18 protein-coding genes and 1 pseudogene are annotated in these 16,154 nt (G+C 69.5%); 9 read left to right on the forward strand and 10 right to left on the reverse strand.

Translation table 11 applies throughout. The features are described 5' to 3' along the window. The first annotated feature begins 35 nt into the window (after window positions 1-35). The 3 genes from BIV23_RS26340 to BIV23_RS26350 are packed head-to-tail and all read left to right on the forward strand — an operon-like array spanning window position 36 to window position 3,236. Window positions 36-872, forward strand: coding sequence for a DUF2637 domain-containing protein (locus tag BIV23_RS26340; RefSeq protein ID WP_071383504.1), 837 nt, complete (start codon window positions 36-38; stop codon window positions 870-872). 58 nt (window positions 873-930) lie between these two features. Continuing rightward, window positions 931-1,569 carry a plasmid mobilization relaxosome protein MobC gene (gene mobC / locus BIV23_RS26345; RefSeq protein WP_079173375.1) on the forward strand — a complete coding sequence of 213 codons (639 nt, stop codon included), beginning with the start codon at window positions 931-933 and terminating at the stop codon, window positions 1,567-1,569. Continuing rightward, window positions 1,569-3,236, forward strand: coding sequence for a relaxase/mobilization nuclease domain-containing protein (locus tag BIV23_RS26350; RefSeq protein ID WP_071383450.1), 1,668 nt, complete (start codon window positions 1,569-1,571; stop codon window positions 3,234-3,236). The genes mobC and BIV23_RS26350 overlap by 1 nt, the downstream gene beginning before the upstream one ends. Window positions 3,237-3,312: 76 nt before the next feature. Here the strand turns inward: BIV23_RS26350 and BIV23_RS26355 are convergent, their stop codons facing one another. The 4 genes from BIV23_RS26355 to BIV23_RS26370 all read right to left on the reverse strand — a co-directional run bounded on the left by BIV23_RS26355 (window position 3,313) and on the right by BIV23_RS26370 (window position 6,348). Further along, window positions 3,313-3,888 (reverse strand): hypothetical protein, encoded by a 576-nt coding sequence (locus BIV23_RS26355; RefSeq protein WP_071383451.1) that lies wholly within the window; start codon window positions 3,886-3,888, stop codon window positions 3,313-3,315. Between the two features lie 29 nt (window positions 3,889-3,917). Further along, window positions 3,918-4,610 carry a class I SAM-dependent methyltransferase gene (locus BIV23_RS26360; RefSeq protein ID WP_071383452.1) on the reverse strand — a complete coding sequence of 231 codons (693 nt, stop codon included), beginning with the start codon at window positions 4,608-4,610 and terminating at the stop codon, window positions 3,918-3,920. Then, window positions 4,611-5,522, reverse strand: coding sequence for a phosphotransferase family protein (locus tag BIV23_RS26365; RefSeq protein WP_071383453.1), 912 nt, complete (start codon window positions 5,520-5,522; stop codon window positions 4,611-4,613). Window positions 5,523-5,598: 76 nt separating this feature from the next. Next, complete coding sequence (locus BIV23_RS26370) at window positions 5,599-6,348, reverse strand: hypothetical protein (protein ID WP_071383505.1); 750 nt, start codon at window positions 6,346-6,348, stop codon at window positions 5,599-5,601. Between the two features lie 225 nt (window positions 6,349-6,573). Here BIV23_RS26370 and BIV23_RS26375 point away from each other — a divergent pair, with 225 nt between their 5' ends. Together BIV23_RS26375 and BIV23_RS26380 are read left to right on the forward strand one after the other, a co-directional pair. Then, window positions 6,574-7,929 (forward strand): helix-turn-helix domain-containing protein, encoded by a 1,356-nt coding sequence (locus BIV23_RS26375; protein WP_071383454.1) that lies wholly within the window; start codon window positions 6,574-6,576, stop codon window positions 7,927-7,929. 1 nt (window position 7,930) lies between these two features. Beyond that, window positions 7,931-8,464, forward strand: coding sequence for an NUDIX domain-containing protein (locus BIV23_RS26380; protein ID WP_071383455.1), 534 nt, complete (start codon window positions 7,931-7,933; stop codon window positions 8,462-8,464). A 290-nt stretch (window positions 8,465-8,754) separates the two neighbouring features. Here BIV23_RS26380 and BIV23_RS26385 read toward each other — a convergent pair whose 3' ends face one another. Together BIV23_RS26385 and BIV23_RS26390 are read right to left on the reverse strand one after the other, a co-directional pair. Continuing rightward, window positions 8,755-9,207: an ArsI/CadI family heavy metal resistance metalloenzyme gene (locus tag BIV23_RS26385; RefSeq protein WP_071383456.1), complete on the reverse strand. Its 453-nt coding sequence runs from the start codon at window positions 9,205-9,207 to the stop codon at window positions 8,755-8,757. Window positions 9,208-9,235: 28 nt separating this feature from the next. Then, complete coding sequence (locus tag BIV23_RS26390; protein ID WP_071383457.1) at window positions 9,236-10,606, reverse strand: FAD-dependent oxidoreductase; 1,371 nt, start codon at window positions 10,604-10,606, stop codon at window positions 9,236-9,238. A 164-nt stretch (window positions 10,607-10,770) separates the two neighbouring features. Here BIV23_RS26390 and BIV23_RS26395 point away from each other — a divergent pair, with 164 nt between their 5' ends. Beyond that, the gene (locus BIV23_RS26395; RefSeq protein ID WP_071383458.1) at window positions 10,771-11,145 is read left to right on the forward strand and encodes an ArsR/SmtB family transcription factor; all 375 of its coding nucleotides are present in this window, start codon (window positions 10,771-10,773) and stop codon (window positions 11,143-11,145) included. 29 nt (window positions 11,146-11,174) lie between these two features. After that, the gene (locus BIV23_RS26400) at window positions 11,175-11,672 is read left to right on the forward strand and encodes a GNAT family N-acetyltransferase (RefSeq protein ID WP_107471266.1); all 498 of its coding nucleotides are present in this window, start codon (window positions 11,175-11,177) and stop codon (window positions 11,670-11,672) included. 9 nt (window positions 11,673-11,681) lie between these two features. Here BIV23_RS26400 and BIV23_RS26405 read toward each other — a convergent pair whose 3' ends face one another. The 4 genes and pseudogenes from BIV23_RS26405 to BIV23_RS26415 all read right to left on the reverse strand — a co-directional run bounded on the left by BIV23_RS26405 (window position 11,682) and on the right by BIV23_RS26415 (window position 14,513). Beyond that, window positions 11,682-12,983 carry a hypothetical protein gene (locus BIV23_RS26405; protein ID WP_143079119.1) on the reverse strand — a complete coding sequence of 434 codons (1,302 nt, stop codon included), beginning with the start codon at window positions 12,981-12,983 and terminating at the stop codon, window positions 11,682-11,684. 65 nt (window positions 12,984-13,048) lie between these two features. Continuing rightward, a pseudogene (locus tag BIV23_RS52170) lies at window positions 13,049-13,298 on the reverse strand (pyridine nucleotide-disulfide oxidoreductase); the annotation flags it as partial. Window positions 13,299-13,370: 72 nt separating this feature from the next. After that, on the reverse strand, window positions 13,371-14,159 hold the full coding sequence (locus BIV23_RS26410) for an aquaporin (RefSeq protein WP_071383506.1): 789 nt from the start codon (window positions 14,157-14,159) through the stop codon (window positions 13,371-13,373). A 39-nt stretch (window positions 14,160-14,198) separates the two neighbouring features. Then, a complete protein-coding gene (locus BIV23_RS26415) occupies window positions 14,199-14,513 on the reverse strand; it encodes an ArsR/SmtB family transcription factor (RefSeq protein ID WP_071383461.1) in 315 nt (104 codons plus the stop codon). Between the two features lie 69 nt (window positions 14,514-14,582). On the opposite strand from BIV23_RS26415, the gene BIV23_RS26420 reads away from it, so the two are divergent. Further along, a complete protein-coding gene (locus BIV23_RS26420; protein ID WP_071383462.1) occupies window positions 14,583-15,002 on the forward strand; it encodes an arsenate reductase ArsC in 420 nt (139 codons plus the stop codon). Window positions 15,003-15,327: 325 nt separating this feature from the next. Further along, entirely contained in the window at window positions 15,328-16,086 is a 759-nt protein-coding gene (locus BIV23_RS26425) for a DUF5131 family protein (RefSeq protein ID WP_071383463.1), read from the forward strand. Window positions 16,087-16,154: the final 68 nt, after the last annotated feature.

A 16,154-nucleotide genomic window follows, 5' to 3' on the forward strand; every position in this document is an offset into this window, starting at 1 on the left:
TACGCCGCTTGCCTTCACGCACCACCACGTCCCCCGTGCCGGTCTTGACCGCCGCGATCCGCCTCGGGGTCGCCCTGGTCGGCACGATCGGCTTCGCCCTCTCCTACGACGCCCTGCGGCAGATGGCCGTCGCCATCCACATCCGCGGAGTGCTGACCTACGCCTTCCCGCTCGTGATCGACGGGTTCATCGCCATCGGCGTCGCCGCCCTGCTCATCCTTCGTGCCGCACCATGGCGTTCTCGTCTGTACGTCTGGGCACTCGTCGGCCTCGCGACCGTCACCAGCATCTGGGCGAACGCCCTCCACGCCGTCCGTCTCAACCAGCAGGCACACACCGCCGGACTCCACCTCGACAACGTCACCGTTGGCGCCCTGTCCGCCATCGCCCCACTCGCGCTCGCCGGCGCTGTCCACCTGGATCTTGTGATCCGCCGCCACCCCGCACCCCAGGCCGACGAAGCCGCCGCCACAAAGAGCCACAACGTCCCCGACCCCGGCCACAACACCATCGAACCGCCCGCCCCTGCGGAGGACGACGCCGGTCTGCCGGCGCAGGCCGAAAACTTGCCCGATGTGGCCGAACCCCCGAACACGGCAGAGGAAGCGGTCGATGTGCCGCAGAAGGCACACGCCAACACGGATGCGCACGAGCACGACGCAACCTTCGAAGAACTGCTCGTCGTCGCGCGCACCGCACCGTTGGGACGCGGAGGTCGCGCCTCACGCCGCAACATCGAGACGGCCATTCGAGCCGCCAGGTACCGCATCGGCAAGGACCGTCTGACGCAGATCAAGGACCGGGTGCAGGCCGAACTCGACGAGTCAGCCCGTCATGCCGAGCCCGGCAAGGAACCCGCCGGTGTCCTCTGACGGCCACAGACGCTTCCGTCCCCACAACACCCGCAACGGTGCTTGGAGAAACCGCCCGATGCATGACGACCACGAACTCCCAGCTTTGCAGCCCGAGATGACCACCAACGCCAACCAGCCAGCAAGGTATGCCGTTGGACCGTCCAAGGGCCGGTCCAACAGGGATGCCTCCGCCCCAGGGGTGGCGAAGGCCATCGGGCACCAGGGGGCGCCCGAGGAGGAGGAACACGCCGACGCAGGGACCGGCGTGCTCCCGCGCGCCGCCGAAGCAGCCGCCCTGCACCGCATCGCCCGTCGCCGCAAGCGCAAGGACACCCAGCGCAAGGAACGCGTCGACGTGCGCTACAGCATCGAGGAGAAGGCCGCGATCCTCCGCAAAGCCCGGTCACTGAACATCGCCGGCGCCCACTACGTCGGCGCTGTCGTCATGGCGCACATCCATGGCGACCTTGCCCTGCCCGGCCAGCGCACCCCGCTCGATGACTACATCGACGAGCTGACCGCCCTGCGCGAGCAGGTCGCCAAGATCGGCAACAACGTCAACCAGATCGCCCGGAAGCTCAACGCGGGCGGCCATCCACGCCCTGGGGACAACGCTGCTCTGACCCATGCCGAGCGCACCCTTACGGCGGTCCGTGCCGCCGTCGGCGAGATCGCTGCAGCCGCTAACCAGGCCGTCACCAAGAAGGCGGCCTGATGATCGCCAAGATCAGCAGCGGCAAGGACACAGCCGGCCTGATCCGCTACCTCTTCGACACCAAGAGGGCCACGGACCACACCGACCCTCACCTCGTCGCCTCCTGGGACGGTTTTGCCCCCGACCCCGGCCGAAGCGACGACTTCGCCGCCACAAAGAAGCTCCTGGTGGCTGACCTCGACCTGCGCGTCAAGCAAGCCCGCCGACTGAGACGTGCTCCAGAGCAGCATGTCTGGCACTGCTCCGTCCGAGCCGCCACAACCGACCGCCACCTCAGCGACGAGGAGTGGGCCCACATCGCCCGCCGCGTTGTGGCGGCCACCGGCATCGCGCCACAAGACGACCCGGACAGCTGCCGCTGGGTCGCCGTCCGCCATGCACTCGACCACATCCACATCGCCGCCACCAAGGTCCGAGGCGACCTGAGTACCGCGCGCCACTGGAACGACTACCTCACCGCCGACCGCGAACTCGCCAAGATCGAGAAGGAGTACGGTCTTCACCAGGTCGTGCGCGGAGACCGCACCGCCGCCAAGCGCCCCACTCGCGCCGAGCAGGAGAAGGCCCGCCGCGCCGGCAAGGCCACCTCCCGCGAGCACCTGCGCACCACCATCCGGCAGCTGGTGTCCATCGCCACCAGCCCCGAGGACTTCCTTCATCTACTCGAGGGCGTTGAGGGCGTGCTCATCGACGTCCAGCACTTCCCCTCCGGCGACGTGCGCGGCTACAAGGTCGCCCTGGAAGGCGACACCAACGCCGCCGGCGAGCCGATCTGGTTCTCCGGCGCCAAACTCGCCCCCGACCTGTCCCTTCCCAAGATCGCGGAGCGCCTCACTGCCATCGACACCGCGCCGGCCACCGAGCCGGGCAGCCGACGCAGACCCAACCCCTGGCACCAGGCCACCGTCGCGGCCGAGCGCATCCCCCACCACCTCGACCACGGCGACGACGAAGTCGCCCAGGCCCACATCGCGGCTCTCGGTGAGGCCATCGACGTCCTTCCGCTGCTCGCCCCCAGCCACCTGCGGCCACACCTGCAGCAGGCCGCCACAGCGTTCGAACGTGCCACCCGCTCCCGCATTCGCGCCCAGCAGGACCATGCCCGCGCCCTCCGGGGCGCCGTACGCGCCCTGCGCACCGCCCCGGTCACCGGTGACGGGTCCGGGCTGGCGATGTTCCTCGACATCGCTGTCCTCGTCGTCCTCGCCGCGGCCCGCTGGCACCAGGTCCACCGGCACGACCAGCAAGTCGCCGCCGCTCACCAAGCTCTGGTCCACCTGCAGGCCGCCTACCACCAAGCCGCCGCCGGACCGCTTACCGCCCTGGCCCAGCGTCAGCCACCGGTCCGCACCATGGAACGGCACGCCCAGCGGATCCTCGTGATCCTGCCCGACCACGTCCAGCAGGTCCTCGACGACCCAGCCTGGCCGGCACTGGCCGCCGCCCTGACCGAAGCGGAGAACGCGGGTCACGACCCCGAGCAGCTTCTCCAGCACGCCGCACGGCTGCGCACCCTGGACGAAGCCCGCTCCACCGCCAGGACCCTCACCTGGCGAATCCAACGCCTCGCCGCCCGGCAGATCCCCAGCGACCAAGCACGAGCCGCCCAAACCAGCACGAGCGTTGCAGCCCGGCCTGGTCTGACGGCATCCGCTCGCCACCGGTGATTCCGGCGCTGGCCCACGGCACAATCCCTCATGGCGTTACCAGCCGGACGCGTAGATCCGCTGCAGCGGCCTCTGCCTATGCAGCTTCAGCCTCACGCAGAGGCGAGGACTCGCTTGCCCGGAGCGTGGACACCTCCCTGGCCCATGCCGAGACCTCCGCAAAGTGCTCCGGTTGGACACCCTCTCGGGGATTGGGCTGGATCAGGAGAGTCGGCAACCCGCGGGCGACACGCTCCACTGACCATTCGTGGTCGAGGCTGGTGAAGTCGTCGTCGATCCACACAGCGGGCGCGTCGCCCAGCCAGGCGTCGACGTGGTCGCGCTTCCACAGGTAGCCGTTGGGGTGGCTGGTGGTGATGTCGGGGCGTGGCAAGTCGACGTGCGGTAGTGGCGGGAGGCCGAGAAGGGGGCCGATCAGGGTCGTCGCGTCCTGGCGCCAACTGGTGCACCAGACGGGTGTGAGGAGGCCGGTACGGATCAGGTCCATGAGCGCGGGACCGTGTGCGGGGTTGAGCCAGATGGTGACCGGCTCGTCGGCACTGCGGCCTGTGGGTACGACCTCGTGACGGGCATGGGTGGCGGGGGTGGTGCCATCCGCGTCGGGGAAGGGTATGAGGACGCCGTCGATGTCGATGAGCAGGTAGGGACGCATCGGTTCCTCCACGGAAGCCGGGGCAGGTGTCAGAGCTTGCGTGTCGTGATCAGCAGGGTGGTGGGCCAGCGGCCCTGTCGGGGGTCGTGGAAGTCCTGGGCGGAGGCGAGCCACAGGCCCGCGCGGTCGAGGTGTTTCTCCCAGCGGCAGGCATCGAAGTCCCAGCGAGCGACGGGCAGGCGGGTGCGGTCCGGCAGCGTGACGTAGTCGCGGCGGGGTCGGTCGTCGGCAGCGGGGACCCGGCCGCCGCGCTGTGGGTGGGGGACGGAGAAGACCAGGCTGCAGCCGGGCTTGAGGCGGTTGGCGACGGCGGGGAGCAGGAGTTCGGGGGCGACGAGGCCGATGGCGCCGAAGACGGAGTAGACCGCGTCGAACTGCTCGTCGGCGGCCTGCAGATAGTGCAGGGCGTGTCCGGCGACGAAGGTGAGGTTGTTCAGCCGTCCGTAATGTGAGCGGGCCCTGCGGACTTGCAGACCGACCAGGTCGACGCCGGTGACGTGGGCCGCGTGCCGGGTGGCGAGGCATGCGGCGTTGTGTCCGGGGCCGCAGCCAAGTTCGACCACGCGCTTGCGGCGCAGGTCAGGGCCGAGGATCTCGGCTCCGGGGCCGATGCCCGGCCGTGTAGTCCACTCCATCCGGGCGGGTGGGGCGAGTGGCTCGGCCGGGCCGGCGGCCGTGCGCTGGAGTGCGTGGGCGTACCAGGGGGAGGCTTGCGCAAGCACCTACACCTCCAGGAGCTGGAGGACGTCGGAGAGGTGCCTGCGGACGACCTTGATGTAGGTGGGATCGGTGGCGGGGTCGTTGATCCAGCGGATGGACTGCTCCATGAACCACTCGAGGGCCCACATGCGGTGCCAGCCCAGCGCCCACTTCTCCGCGGGCAGGCCGCCCCGCTCGGCGAGTACGTCCGGGGTGCCGCCTTCGGTGACGTAGGACTCCAGGAAGACGCGGAGGCGCACGGGGTCGGGGTCGTCGAGGGTGCCGTGCCAGCTGGCGAGGTCGAGCAGTCCGGGTCCGGTGAAGGCGCGAGCGAAGTCGAGCAGGCGCCAGCCGCGTCGGCCGATGTGGAGGCTGGTGGGGTGGAACTCGGAGTGCACCCAGCCGAACGGGGCCAGGGTGGTTCCCTGCGCGCGGGCGTCGGCGGCCTGGGCGATCTGGTTGAGGGCCTGCTCGATGTCGCCGGTGTCCTGCCACCGGTCGGCCTTGCGGAGCTGGTCGAGGTGGTCCAGGGCGTGGCTGGGCAGGGCCCGTAGCCCTTCCTCGTGCATTACGGGCAGCGCGCCGGCCGTGCGCGTGCGGTGGAGAACCACGGCCGCGGCGGCACCGTCGAGGTCATCCGCTTCTCGGATGGGGGTGCCGAGGTCCTCCAGGAGCATGCCGAGCCAGCCCTCGATCCGGACCGAGTGGTAGACCTTCGGGACGGGGGTGCCGAGGGTGTCGGCCAGCCGTAGGGCCTGGTCCTCGCTGTCGAAGGGCCTCTTGGCGTACTTGAAGATCCGCGTGCTGCCGTCGGGGAAGGTCACGCGTTCGACGCCGGACATCGACCACACCCTCACCTCCTCGCGCTTGGCGGCGGTCTGGTTCGCGACGATGCACAGGTTGGCGAGGAGATCGGTGGTGAGGTTGTCGTTCACGGGGACTCCATTACGGTCGTGACGGCATCCGGGGCGGGCGAGCGGACCTGCCCGCCCCGAAGCCTTGCTGCTGGTCTTACGCGGCGGGGCTCACGCGGTGGGCGTAGACCTGCTCGATCCAGCCGGCCTTGAAGGCGGCCAGGTCATCGCGGAAGTTGGCCATCGAGGCACCGTAGGGCGCGACGACGCCGCCGGACTGGTCCGGCACGGACTGGCAGCCGTGCACCAGACGTCCGCCGAGGGCGGCGTGGGCCTTGATGGACTCGATGCGGCGGTGCTCGTTGAACCAGCCGCCGTGGTAGACCTCGTCGAGCATCCCGCCCATCTCGTCGTCCAGGTCGAAGACGACCGAGGTGGCGGCGGGGAAGAACCAGCACGGGCCGACGTTGGAGATGTGCCCGTCGAGCTCGACCTTGTTGAGTGCCATGAGCGTGGCCGCCTCGCGCAGCATCCGCAGGTGGTCGGCGGTGATCTGCGGCAGGCCGAGCCCGTCGAGGTGGTCGTCGCGGAACAGGTAGGCGTACACCTCGTAGGCGGTGGACAGCACCCGGGCGGCGTCCGAGGTGGACTCGCCATGGGCCTTGATGAAGTCCAGCGCGAGCTGCTCCACCGCGCTCTCGGTGGTCTCCTGCGCGTCCAGGAGCTGGGACTTGACCAGCTCCCAGTCGGCGACGAGCCAGGTGTTGGACTCGAAGCGGAAGAAGTACTCGGCCGGGTCGATCGTGATACGCCGGCCGTCGACCTGGATGCCCGGCAGGCGGCTCCAGCGCTCGTCGAACGCCTCGGGCAGCTCGACCGTGATGGCCGTGGTGTCGATGGTGGTCACCATGTCTCCGTCTCTGATCGGCCGGATGCGGGCACAGGAATGCCCGAACCCGGAGCGGGCGTACGGAACTTCGGGAAGCCGCCCGGCCGAAGGGGGAGCCTGGTCACAGTGTCGGACCGGGCCGGGCGACTGATGTTTAGTGAACACGCCGTCACGCACAGTGGGTACGGTGTGGGCGAGGCCAAGCGGTATACGCGGTTTACAGCCCCCAGGACGGAGGAGGTCATGGCGGCACCCGACAAACCCCATGTCCGTTTACGCGAGGCCATCCACGCGATCGGCTGCACGTATGACGCGCTGGCCAAGGACGTGCGCCGGATCGCCGCGGAGAACGGCGAGATCATCCACACCAACAAGTCGGCGATCTCCCACTGGGTCAACGGCACCCGTCAGCCCACCGGACGGACCGGCCGTTACCTGGCGGAGGCCCTCTCCCGCCGGGCCGGCCGCCCCGTCACCCTCACCGAGATCGGCCTGTGCGACCCCGAGGTCGCCGTCCCTGACGACCCTGATCCTGTGGTCACGGTCACCGACCTGGGCCGTGCCGACATGGAACGGCGCCGCTTCCTCGCCGTTGCCGCCTTCACGACCGCAGGCGTGGCCATGCCCTTGGCCTACGACCACGAGGCCGCGTCCCGGATGCTCCGCGCTCGCACCGGCAGGGCCCTGGTAGGAGCGGAGGATGTCGATGTGGTCCGCCAGATCACCGCCGTGTTCAGCGCGGCCGACGAACGCCTGGGTGGCGGCCACGGGTTGACCACCGTCACCGCCTACCTCGCCGACACCGCCGCTCCGATGCTGCGTGCCCGTTTCGCCTCAGAAGCCTTGCGCCGGGCCGCCTTCGGCGCCGTCGCCGAGCTGGCCTACCTCGCGGGCTGGAAACACCACGACCTCGGCCAGGAGGGCGCCGCCCAGCGCTACTACCAGGTCGGCTACCAGCTCGCCTGCGAAGCCGATCCGCATGGTCACGCCGCCTGGATGATGCGCGCCCTCGCACACCAGGCCCTCAGCCTCAAACAGCCCCACCACTGCGTCGACCTGGTCGAAGGTGCCCTCAGCCGTGGACTCGGCCGCGTAGACGGTCAGACCGAGGCCCTGCTCCACATCACCCACGCTCGCGCCTTCGCCGCAGTCAATGAGAAACCGGCAGCGGTGCGCGCCCTGCTGGCAGCTGAAGACGCTCTGCTCCGCGACGACGGACCCCAGCCCAGCTTCTCCCTCGTCAGCGGTCCGGCCGCCGGCACCGTCGCCAGCCACACGGCTCGCACCCTCACCGACCTCGCCGATCACGTCGGAACGGAGCAACAGCACCGTGACGCGCTCATCCGCTGGGACCCCGTGAAGTACAAGCGCGTCCACGCCCTCACCTACGCCGACCTCGGCGACAGCCTCGCCGCCCAGGCCCGCGCCGATGAGGCAGTCGCCGCCTGGAGCGAGGCCCTCACGCTGATGGACGGAATGACCTCCGACCGCACTCGCAAGGCCATCACCTCCATCCGATCAACCCTGGCGGTCTACCAGCGACGCAAAGTACCCGGCGCCGCCGAACTGGCCCGGCGCGCGCGGGAGGCGCTCGCCTAACATGCCCACCAACCCGGCCGACGAAGGGACCCCCGTGGCTCAGCCGACAACCGACGACCAGACCAAGGCGCTCAAGCCCGCCCATGAATCCATGACTCTGCTGGTCGCCGCCGTCATCGTCCACGACGAGGCCACCAACCGCGTGGTCCTCCTCCAGCGCAGCGACCAGGCCAAATTCGCCAAGGGCATGTGGGACCTCCCGGTCGGCAAGAGCGAGCCCGGCGAGCCGATCACCGCGACGGCAGTCCGCGAGCTGTACGAAGAGACCGGTCTGACCGTCAAGCCGGAAGCGCTCAAGGTCGCCCACATCATCCACGGCGCCTGGGGCGTGGAAGCTCCCAACGGCTTCCTCACGGTCGTCTTCGTCGCCCACGAGTGGTCCGGCGAGCCGGAGAATCGCGAACCGCGCAAGCACGCCCAGGTCCGCTGGGTCGACACCGACGCCATCCCCGAGGAGTTCGTGGAGACCACCGCCAGCGCCCTTCATCGCTATCTGGCCGACGGGCCCCAGGTGTCGCTGGACGGTTGGGACTGACTGGGCGGCTCTCGTTCGAGGCAAGTGCAGCCGGATGCCATCGCGTTCACAGCATCATGCACTGGGTGAATTCCTCCCAGTGGCGCCGTCGAGTATCTGAGACGCCTCGCCGCTCACCTACCGGCAGGGAACGCTCACGGCAACAGCCGATCCAGACGTACGGCGCGGCTCCACCGCCCAGCGCACGCGAGTGAGGCAGAGGGCCGGCAGGGCGCCGCGCGGCCGTGACCGGTCCCCCGTACCGGTCACGGCCCCGCTGGTGTGGAGGTTGGTCATGGGCCTGATCAGCATCAGCCACCCGCAGCGACAGGTTCCTTTGCGTCTGCGGCGCCCGGGTCGGTGCAGCAGCTGCTGCCCTGCTGCTTGGTGAGAGTGTCGGCGTCGGCCTTGACGACGTACACCTCCCAGGGCTCCTGGCCGGGGCCGTGCACCCAGACCTTGTCCTGGAGGGCGTAGCAGCAGGTGGTGTCTGCTTCCTCGGTGGTGGTCAGGCCGGCCTCGCTCAGGCGGGTGGTGGCGGCATGGACGGACTCGGTGGATTCGACCTCGACGCCGAGGTGGTCCAGCCGGGTGGCCTCTTCGGCGGTGCCTTCGATGAGGACGAGCTTGAGCGGGGGCTCGGTGATGGCGAAGTTGGCGTAGCCGTCGCGGAGCTTGGCGGGTTCGGTGCCGAACAGCTTGCTGTAGAAGGCGACGGAGGCGTTGAGGTCGGGGACGCGGAGGGCGAGCTGTACGCGGGACATGGCGTATCTCCTTGGATGGGTGAGGAGTTCAGCAGCCGCCGGAGGTGGCGGCCGGCGTGACGACGTCGATCTGGAGGGTGGACGGGGCGCCGCAGCAGCCGCCGCCTTCGCCACCCTGGGCGGCCGTGTCGGGGGCGTCGTAGAGGCCGGCGCCGCCGCACACGCCGGTCTCCGGCAGGGTCAGCTCGACGCGCTCGGCGGCGTCGCGGTCGCCGGCGAGCGCGGCGGCGATGGAGCGGACCTGCTCGTAGCCGGTGAGCGCGAGGAACGTGGGCGCTCGGCCGTAAGACTTCATGCCGACCAGGTAGAGGTCCTGCTCGGGGTGGGCGAGCTCGTTGACGCCGTGCGGGTAGACGGTGCCACAGGAGTGGACGTTCGGGTCGATCAGCGGGGCCAGCGCGATCGGGGCCTGGAGGCGTTCGTCGAGGCCGAGGCGGACCTCGGACAGGAACGACAGGTCGGGACGGAAGCCGGTCAGCACGACGACCTCGTCGACCGGGTCGAGGTGGCGGCCGTCCTCGGCGACCAGGACCAGCCGGTCACCGTCCCGTTCCACAGCCTGTGTACGGAAGCCGGTCACCGCGCTCGCGTGGCCGGCCTCGACGGCCGCCTTGGCACGCAGACCCAGGGCGCCCCGGGCGGGGAGCTGATCAGCCTCGCCGCCGCCGAAGGTGTTCGCGCCGATGCCGCGCCGCAGGACCCATGCCACGTGCGTGCCGGGCTCCTCCTCGGCCAGGTCGGCGAGGGAGGCCAGCGCGGTGAAGGCGGAGGCGCCGGAGCCGACGACCGCGGTGCGCCTGCCCGCGTACCGGGCGCGGACCAACGGGTCCCGTAGGTCTGGGACGCGGTAGGAGATGCGGTCGGCCGCCGCCTTCTCGCCGAGGGCGGGCAGGCCGTCGGCGCCGATGGGACTGGGGATGGACCAGGTGCCGGATGCGTCGATGACGGCTCGCGCGCTGATCCGCTCTTCACGGCCGTCGGCCAGCTCGATGTGCACAGTGAAGGGCTGCTCGTCGCGGTCGGCGTCGACGATGCGGTCGCGGCCGGCGCGGGCGACGCCGGTCACGGTGGCGCCGTAGCGGATCTTGTCCCCGACGACGTCGGCGAGCGGCTGCAGGTACTGCTCGGCCCAGTCACCGCCGGTGGGGTAGGTGCCGCCGTCGGGGCGGACCCAGCCGGTGGGGGCGAGAAGCTTCTCGGCGGCCGGGTCGGTGACCTCGGCCCACGGGGAGAACAGCCGCACGTGCGCCCAGTCGCGCACGGCGGTGCCCGCGGAGGGGCCCGCCTCAAGGACCAGCGGTTCGAGACCGCGCTCGACGAGGTGGGCGGCGGCAGCGAGGCCGACGGGGCCTGCGCCGATGACGACGACGGGCAGCTGGTGGGTGGCGGGCGCGTTCACGGTGTCCCCTTTGCTTCGACGTTTGTCGATGGCTTGTGCGGCCAGCATGGCACCTGATTCGACAAGCGTCAACATAGACATTTATCGAAGTGCGTCCCCCACCGCTCTCGCTCGTTGACTGAGACCCCTCGTCCGCCTGGTTCGACATGTGTCAACATAGATGTATGTCGAATACCAAGGTGCTGCCGCTGGTCGAGCCCGACTCCGACGCCGTGGCGCCGTGCTGCCCGCCGCTCACCGAGCGCCCTTTCACGGCGGACGAGGCCGAGACGGCCGCGCGGATGTTCAAGGCGCTGGGCGACCCGGTGCGGCTGCGGCTCTTCTCCGCGGTGGCCTCGCACGAGGGCGGGGAGGCGTGCGTGTGCGACATCTCCGACGTGGGCGTCTCCCAGCCGACCGTCTCCCACCACCTGAAGAAGCTCAAGGAGGCCGGTCTGCTGACCTCCGAGCGGCGCGGCACCTGGGTGTACTACCGGGTCGAGCCCTCCGTGCTGGCCGCGATGGGCAAGCTGCTGACCATCGCGCCGGCTGCGGCCTGACCTCGACCGGGGAGTACACCGTGAGCAGCCTGACCAGCGTGACCGTCGCGCCGTTGGCCCCCGCGCATGCCGACGAGGTCCTGGCGATCTACCAGGCCGGAATCGACGAGGGCAGCGCCACCTTCGAGACGGCTGCCCCGACCTGGCCGGCGTTCGACGCCGCGAAGCTGCCCAGGCACCGCTTCGTCGCCCTGGACGAGCGTGAGGTCGTGCTCGGCTGGGTGGCCGCCACGGCGGTCTCCGACCGCTGCGCCTACTCCGGTGTCGTCGAGCACTCCGTGTACGTCCAGCCCGACGCCCGCGGTCGCGGCGTGGCTTCCACCTTGCTCAAGGCACTGATCGACTCCACCGAGGCGGCCGGGATCTGGACCATCCAGTCCGGCATCTTCCCCGAGAACATCCCCAGCATCGCCCTGCACCTGCGGGCCGGCTTCCGCGTCATCGGCACCCGCGAGCGCATCGGGCGCCACCACGGCCACTGGCGCGACGTTGTCCTGGTCGAGCGCCGTAGTCCGGTCATCGACTGACCAATCCGCTCACGTGCTGGGGACATCGGTGCCCTGCGGGTTCCAGAGCGCCGAATACTGCTTCACCTCTTCCGGTATGAGCTGGTTGTCTCCTTGCGTGCGCAGCAGGGTGGTGTCCCATGGGCGCGTCCCGTCAGTACGGGGAGTAAGCAACACACCGAGCGTCGCCGTCTGATCCGCCAGGCCCGTCTGCTGGTGCAGCTCGTGATGGCGCAGCAGGACATACGACTGAAAGGCCGCCTGGATATCGGGGCCGAAGCGTGTGGCGCACCCGAAGATCAGCTGTCGGGTGCCGGATGGAGCGATGGAGCGGCGCCAGCGCCATTTGCAGTGCCCGGGGGGAACCTGACGCACATCGCGCAGCATGTCGAGCAGCAGCTGGCCCCACTCGGCGCGGGCGCCTACCGGCAGCTCGTCGACCTCGGAGAGTAGGAGCAAGCGGTCGGCTTCGCTCATGTGTTGGCCGAGCGGGCTGATGGCGATGTCTTCGAGGATGATGCGCATAACCCGGTGCGCGCGATCGGACCCCACCGGTGCCTGCGGAAGCTGCGGTACGGAGAAGCGGACCCCGCCGAGTTCAGCGACTTCAGGGCGTATCTCTCCGGGAGGCGCGTCGGCGTCCGCTGCAGCGAGGTCGTAATAGCGCACCGGTTCGTCCCCGAGAGCCACCGGGTCCATGTCGGCCACGCGGAAGAGGTAGTTGACCACCGCGGTGGTCGAACGTAGCTGATTGAACAGGAAGTCCCAGTCCCGTCGAACCAGCGCCACGCAGGGCAGGCCGGGCAGCGCGCAGTCAACGATGGTGTCATCGGGTATGCGGTCGTGGTCGAGCACGACGACGCCGATCCACTCGTAGTCGTTGCCGTCGACGGTGAGAGTCTGGCCGCGTCCGTTCTCGAAATCGGCCGGGGCGGAACGCAGGCTACGCACAGTCCCCTTCGCCTGGCGCGCAGCTTTGGCGCCCCTGTTCCGCAGCCAGTTCCGCTCACTGGCATCGTCCTTGTGGGCGCCCTCCCGGCTTTTGACCTGAATGACAGCGCCCCGGCTGCCGGTCAGGAGCATCCGGTCGCCCAACTCCCGCTGCCCCGAAGAGACACGCTTGATTGCGGAGTGGCAGACGAAGTCAGGGAGCCCCCACGTGGCCGCTGCTCGATGAGCCGCCATCTCCGCTCCGGTCCCCTGGTCGACACCTTCCGGAAGGGGAAGCGCTGCCGGCACAGGCCGCACGAACACACCAAGGGCCGTTTCCACCACGAGAGTCAGCTCAGGCAGGTAGTCGTTCCCGGCCGCAGTGGGTCTTGCTTGCTCCATCGCCCTATTAGATGCCCCGCCCAGGAGCGCACGCAGCGAATTCCCTGATCTTGGCGACTTGGCGCCTACCCGAGCGAGGCAGCGATTTCACGAGCGGCTTCCCGAGCCGGCCGCCCGACCCCGATCAGCGTGGCCGAGGCCGGGCCGGTCCAGTCGCCGTAACCGAGCAGGTGCAGGCGCGGCTCGCTCACCGCACGCGTGCCTTAGACGGCGATGTGACCGTGGCGATCCCAGCCGGAGCGGTGCCAGGTGGGACAGCGCCGGCCGGAAGCCGGTGCACCAGATGATCGCGTCCGCCTCGGCGCGCGACGCCCAGCGGGCGAAGGTGATAGCCGGCGGCAAGCCCGGACTGGCCACCGGCGATCACCACAACCGGAGCTGTCCGCGTCATTCGGCGGCTTCCCGGCCGGGCATGAAGACGAGCGCCACCAGCGCGAGTCCGACCACGACTCCGACGAGCTGCATGCCGATGAACCCCGCGACCGACGCGGGGGCGATGCCGGCGAAGGTGTCGGTGAAGGCGCGGCCGATGGTCACCGCCGGGTTCGCGAAGGACGTGGACGAGGTGAACCAGTACGCAGCACCGATGTACGAAGCCACGGCCACGGGCGCGAAGCGGAGGCGGTCGGTGCGGGCCAGGCCGAAGATCAGCAGGATCAGGCCGGCGGTCGCGACGACCTCGCCCAGCAGCAGGTGGCCGGCCGATCGGTCGTGGGTGGACCACTTCACGAGCGGTTCGCCGAACATCGCGTCGGCCAGGACCGAGCCCGTGATCGCACCGGCGATCTGAGCGGGGACGTATGCCGCCGCCTCGCGCAAGGTGACGCCGGGGCCTCCGCGCCGGGCCATCCACCACTCGGCCAGGGTGACGGCCGGGTTGAAGTGCGCACCGGAGACCGGGCCGAACAGGGTGATCAGGACGCCGAGCCCGAAGACAGTGGCCGTGGAGTTGGCGAGCAGCTGCAGCCCCACGTCCTTGGTCAGTTCCGTGGCCTGGATGCCGGAGCCGACCACGATCGCGACGAGCGCCGCCGTGCCGACGAGTTCGGCGGCGGCCTTGGCGAGCAGCGGAGGACGCCGGGGCGGGGTCGCGCCCGGAGCGGGCTGCGGCTCGGCGGCGGGGGCTATGGGGGATTGCCCTGTTCTGCCGTGCTGGGTGGCCTCGGTGGCGGTCAACAGGAACTCCTCGGTGCAGGTCGCCGTCAAGGCGGGTGATCAGGGGCAGGACCGCTTCATGTCGTTCTCGGCGGTGGCACGCGCGGTCTCCGCGAGGTCGGCGAACTGACCGGCAAGCGAGGCGATGACGTCGGGCTTGAGCCGGTAGTAGGTGAACCGGCCGCACGGCTCCGTCTCCACGACCCCCGCCTCGCGCAGCACCTTCAGATGGTTGGAGAGGTTGGTCTGCTTGGCCCCCGTCTCCTCGATCAGGTGCGTCGTGCAGAGCGTCTCCTTGGCGAGCAGGGTGACGATCTGGAGGCGGAGCGGATCCGCGAGAACCCGCAACAGATCAGTGTCGACTGACGTCAGCATGGACTGATACTTTCACATCATTCCTGGCTGATACCAGCCTGGGCTGATCCACTGACGAAGGAAGAACCGATGCCCTCCAGCCCGCTCGCCTCCGTGCTGTTCGTCTGCATCCACAACGCCGGGCGTTCGCAGATGGCCGCCGGCTTCCTCTCCCACCTCGCGGGCGACCGGATCGAGGTCCGCTCCGCCGGCTCCGTCCCCGCGGACCGGGTCAATCCGGCCGCGGTCGAAGCGATGCGGGAGGCCGGCATCGACATCGCCGACCAGCAGCCCAAGCTCCTCACGACCGAGGCCGTCCAGGCGTCCGACTACGTCATCACCATGGGCTGCGGCGACGCCTGCCCGGTCTTCCCCGGCAAGAAGTACCTCGACTGGACCCTGGAGGACCCCGCCGGCAAGGGCGTCGAGGCCGTCCGCCCGATCCGCGACGAGATCAGGAAGCGGGTCGAGGCGCTGATCGCCGAGGTCGACGCCCAGCAGGAGGCGTGACATCCGCGACGGGCAACGGCGCCGCCGATGCGACCGGCTCCGGATAGACCACCGCCGTCGAAAATTACCTACCTACTGCGGGCAGCGACCAACCGATCCGCCAGCGCAGCAGTCTTGAGCCGGCGGACACAGGGGGACACCCAGCGAGATCGGCCACATCACCTCGACACCCGCCTGGTGCACCCCCTTCACAGAACACGCGTTCGACGTGAAGGATGGGTGTGATCGCGTGCCAGTTCGGTACGTCGCTCGTTAGGCAGCGCAGTCGGAGCGCAGAGTGGGCAAGCGCTGGTGGCCCTTGCCCTACTGCTACGGGAGGGGACCCATGGGCGATCGCAGCACCATCGAGTGGACTGAGGCGACCTGGAATCCCACCACTGGTTGCGATCGCATCTCCCCCGGGTGCGACAACTGCTACGCCCTGACGTTATCCAGACGCCTCAAGGCGATGGGGGTGGCCAAGTATCAAGCCGACGGTGACCCCAGGACATCCGGTCCCGGCTTCGCCCTCACCCTCCATCCGGACACGCTGGCCATCCCACGCCAGTGGAAGACCCCCCGCATGGTCTTCGTCAACTCAATGAGCGACCTGTTTCACGCCAAGGTGCCCTTGGACTTCGTACAGCAGGTCTTCCACGTAATCGCCGACACCCCACAGCACACCTATCAACTCCTGACAAAGAGGGCCCGCAGACTCCGGCGACTGGCGGGCCGACTCGACTGGCCGCCCAACCTCTGGATGGGCGTCTCCGTCGAGAACGCGGATCACCTGGATCGCATTGACGATCTGCGTCAGGTGCCAGCCTCAGTGCGCTTCTTGTCCTGTGAACCACTGCTCGGCCCTCTGACAGGCTTGCGCCTGGACGGCGTCGGCTGGGTGATCGCAGGTGGAGAATCCGGCCCCCAGCACCGCCCCGTGCAAGAGGAATGGCTGGTCGAGATCCGCGATGCCTGCAACGAAGCCGACGTGCCGTTCTTCTTCAAGCAGTGGGGTGGCCGCACACCGAAGTCCGGAGGCCGTGAGCTCGCCGGCATCACGTGGGACCAGATGCCGCCCCGGCTGCACGTGGCAGCAGCGCAGTAACGGCCAATCTTCAACAGGCGCTGTACGCGCTCTGGTGACATATGGCAACGGTGTGTGACCCTCTCCCC

The sequence above is a fragment of the Streptomyces monashensis genome (genome assembly GCF_001866665.1).
In the GTDB taxonomy this organism is placed as follows: Bacteria; Actinomycetota; Actinomycetes; order Streptomycetales; family Streptomycetaceae; genus Streptomyces; species Streptomyces monashensis.

Coding starts and splice junctions, on each gene's coding strand:
- mobC (WP_079173375.1), top strand. CDS start 931: ATGCATGACGACCACGAACTCCCAGCTTTGCAGCCCGAGATGACCACC.
- BIV23_RS26350 (WP_071383450.1), top strand. CDS start 1,569: ATGATCGCCAAGATCAGCAGCGGCAAGGACACAGCCGGCCTGATCCGC.
- BIV23_RS26355 (WP_071383451.1), bottom strand. CDS start 3,888: ATGCGTCCCTACCTGCTCATCGACATCGACGGCGTCCTCATACCCTTC.
- BIV23_RS26375 (WP_071383454.1), top strand. CDS start 6,574: ATGGCGGCACCCGACAAACCCCATGTCCGTTTACGCGAGGCCATCCAC.
- BIV23_RS26380 (WP_071383455.1), top strand. CDS start 7,931: ATGCCCACCAACCCGGCCGACGAAGGGACCCCCGTGGCTCAGCCGACA.
- BIV23_RS26385 (WP_071383456.1), bottom strand. CDS start 9,207: ATGTCCCGCGTACAGCTCGCCCTCCGCGTCCCCGACCTCAACGCCTCC.
- BIV23_RS26395 (WP_071383458.1), top strand. CDS start 10,771: ATGTCGAATACCAAGGTGCTGCCGCTGGTCGAGCCCGACTCCGACGCC.
- BIV23_RS26405 (WP_143079119.1), bottom strand. CDS start 12,983: ATGGAGCAAGCAAGACCCACTGCGGCCGGGAACGACTACCTGCCTGAG.
- BIV23_RS26415 (WP_071383461.1), bottom strand. CDS start 14,513: ATGCTGACGTCAGTCGACACTGATCTGTTGCGGGTTCTCGCGGATCCG.
- BIV23_RS26420 (WP_071383462.1), top strand. CDS start 14,583: ATGCCCTCCAGCCCGCTCGCCTCCGTGCTGTTCGTCTGCATCCACAAC.
- BIV23_RS26425 (WP_071383463.1), top strand. CDS start 15,328: ATGGGCGATCGCAGCACCATCGAGTGGACTGAGGCGACCTGGAATCCC.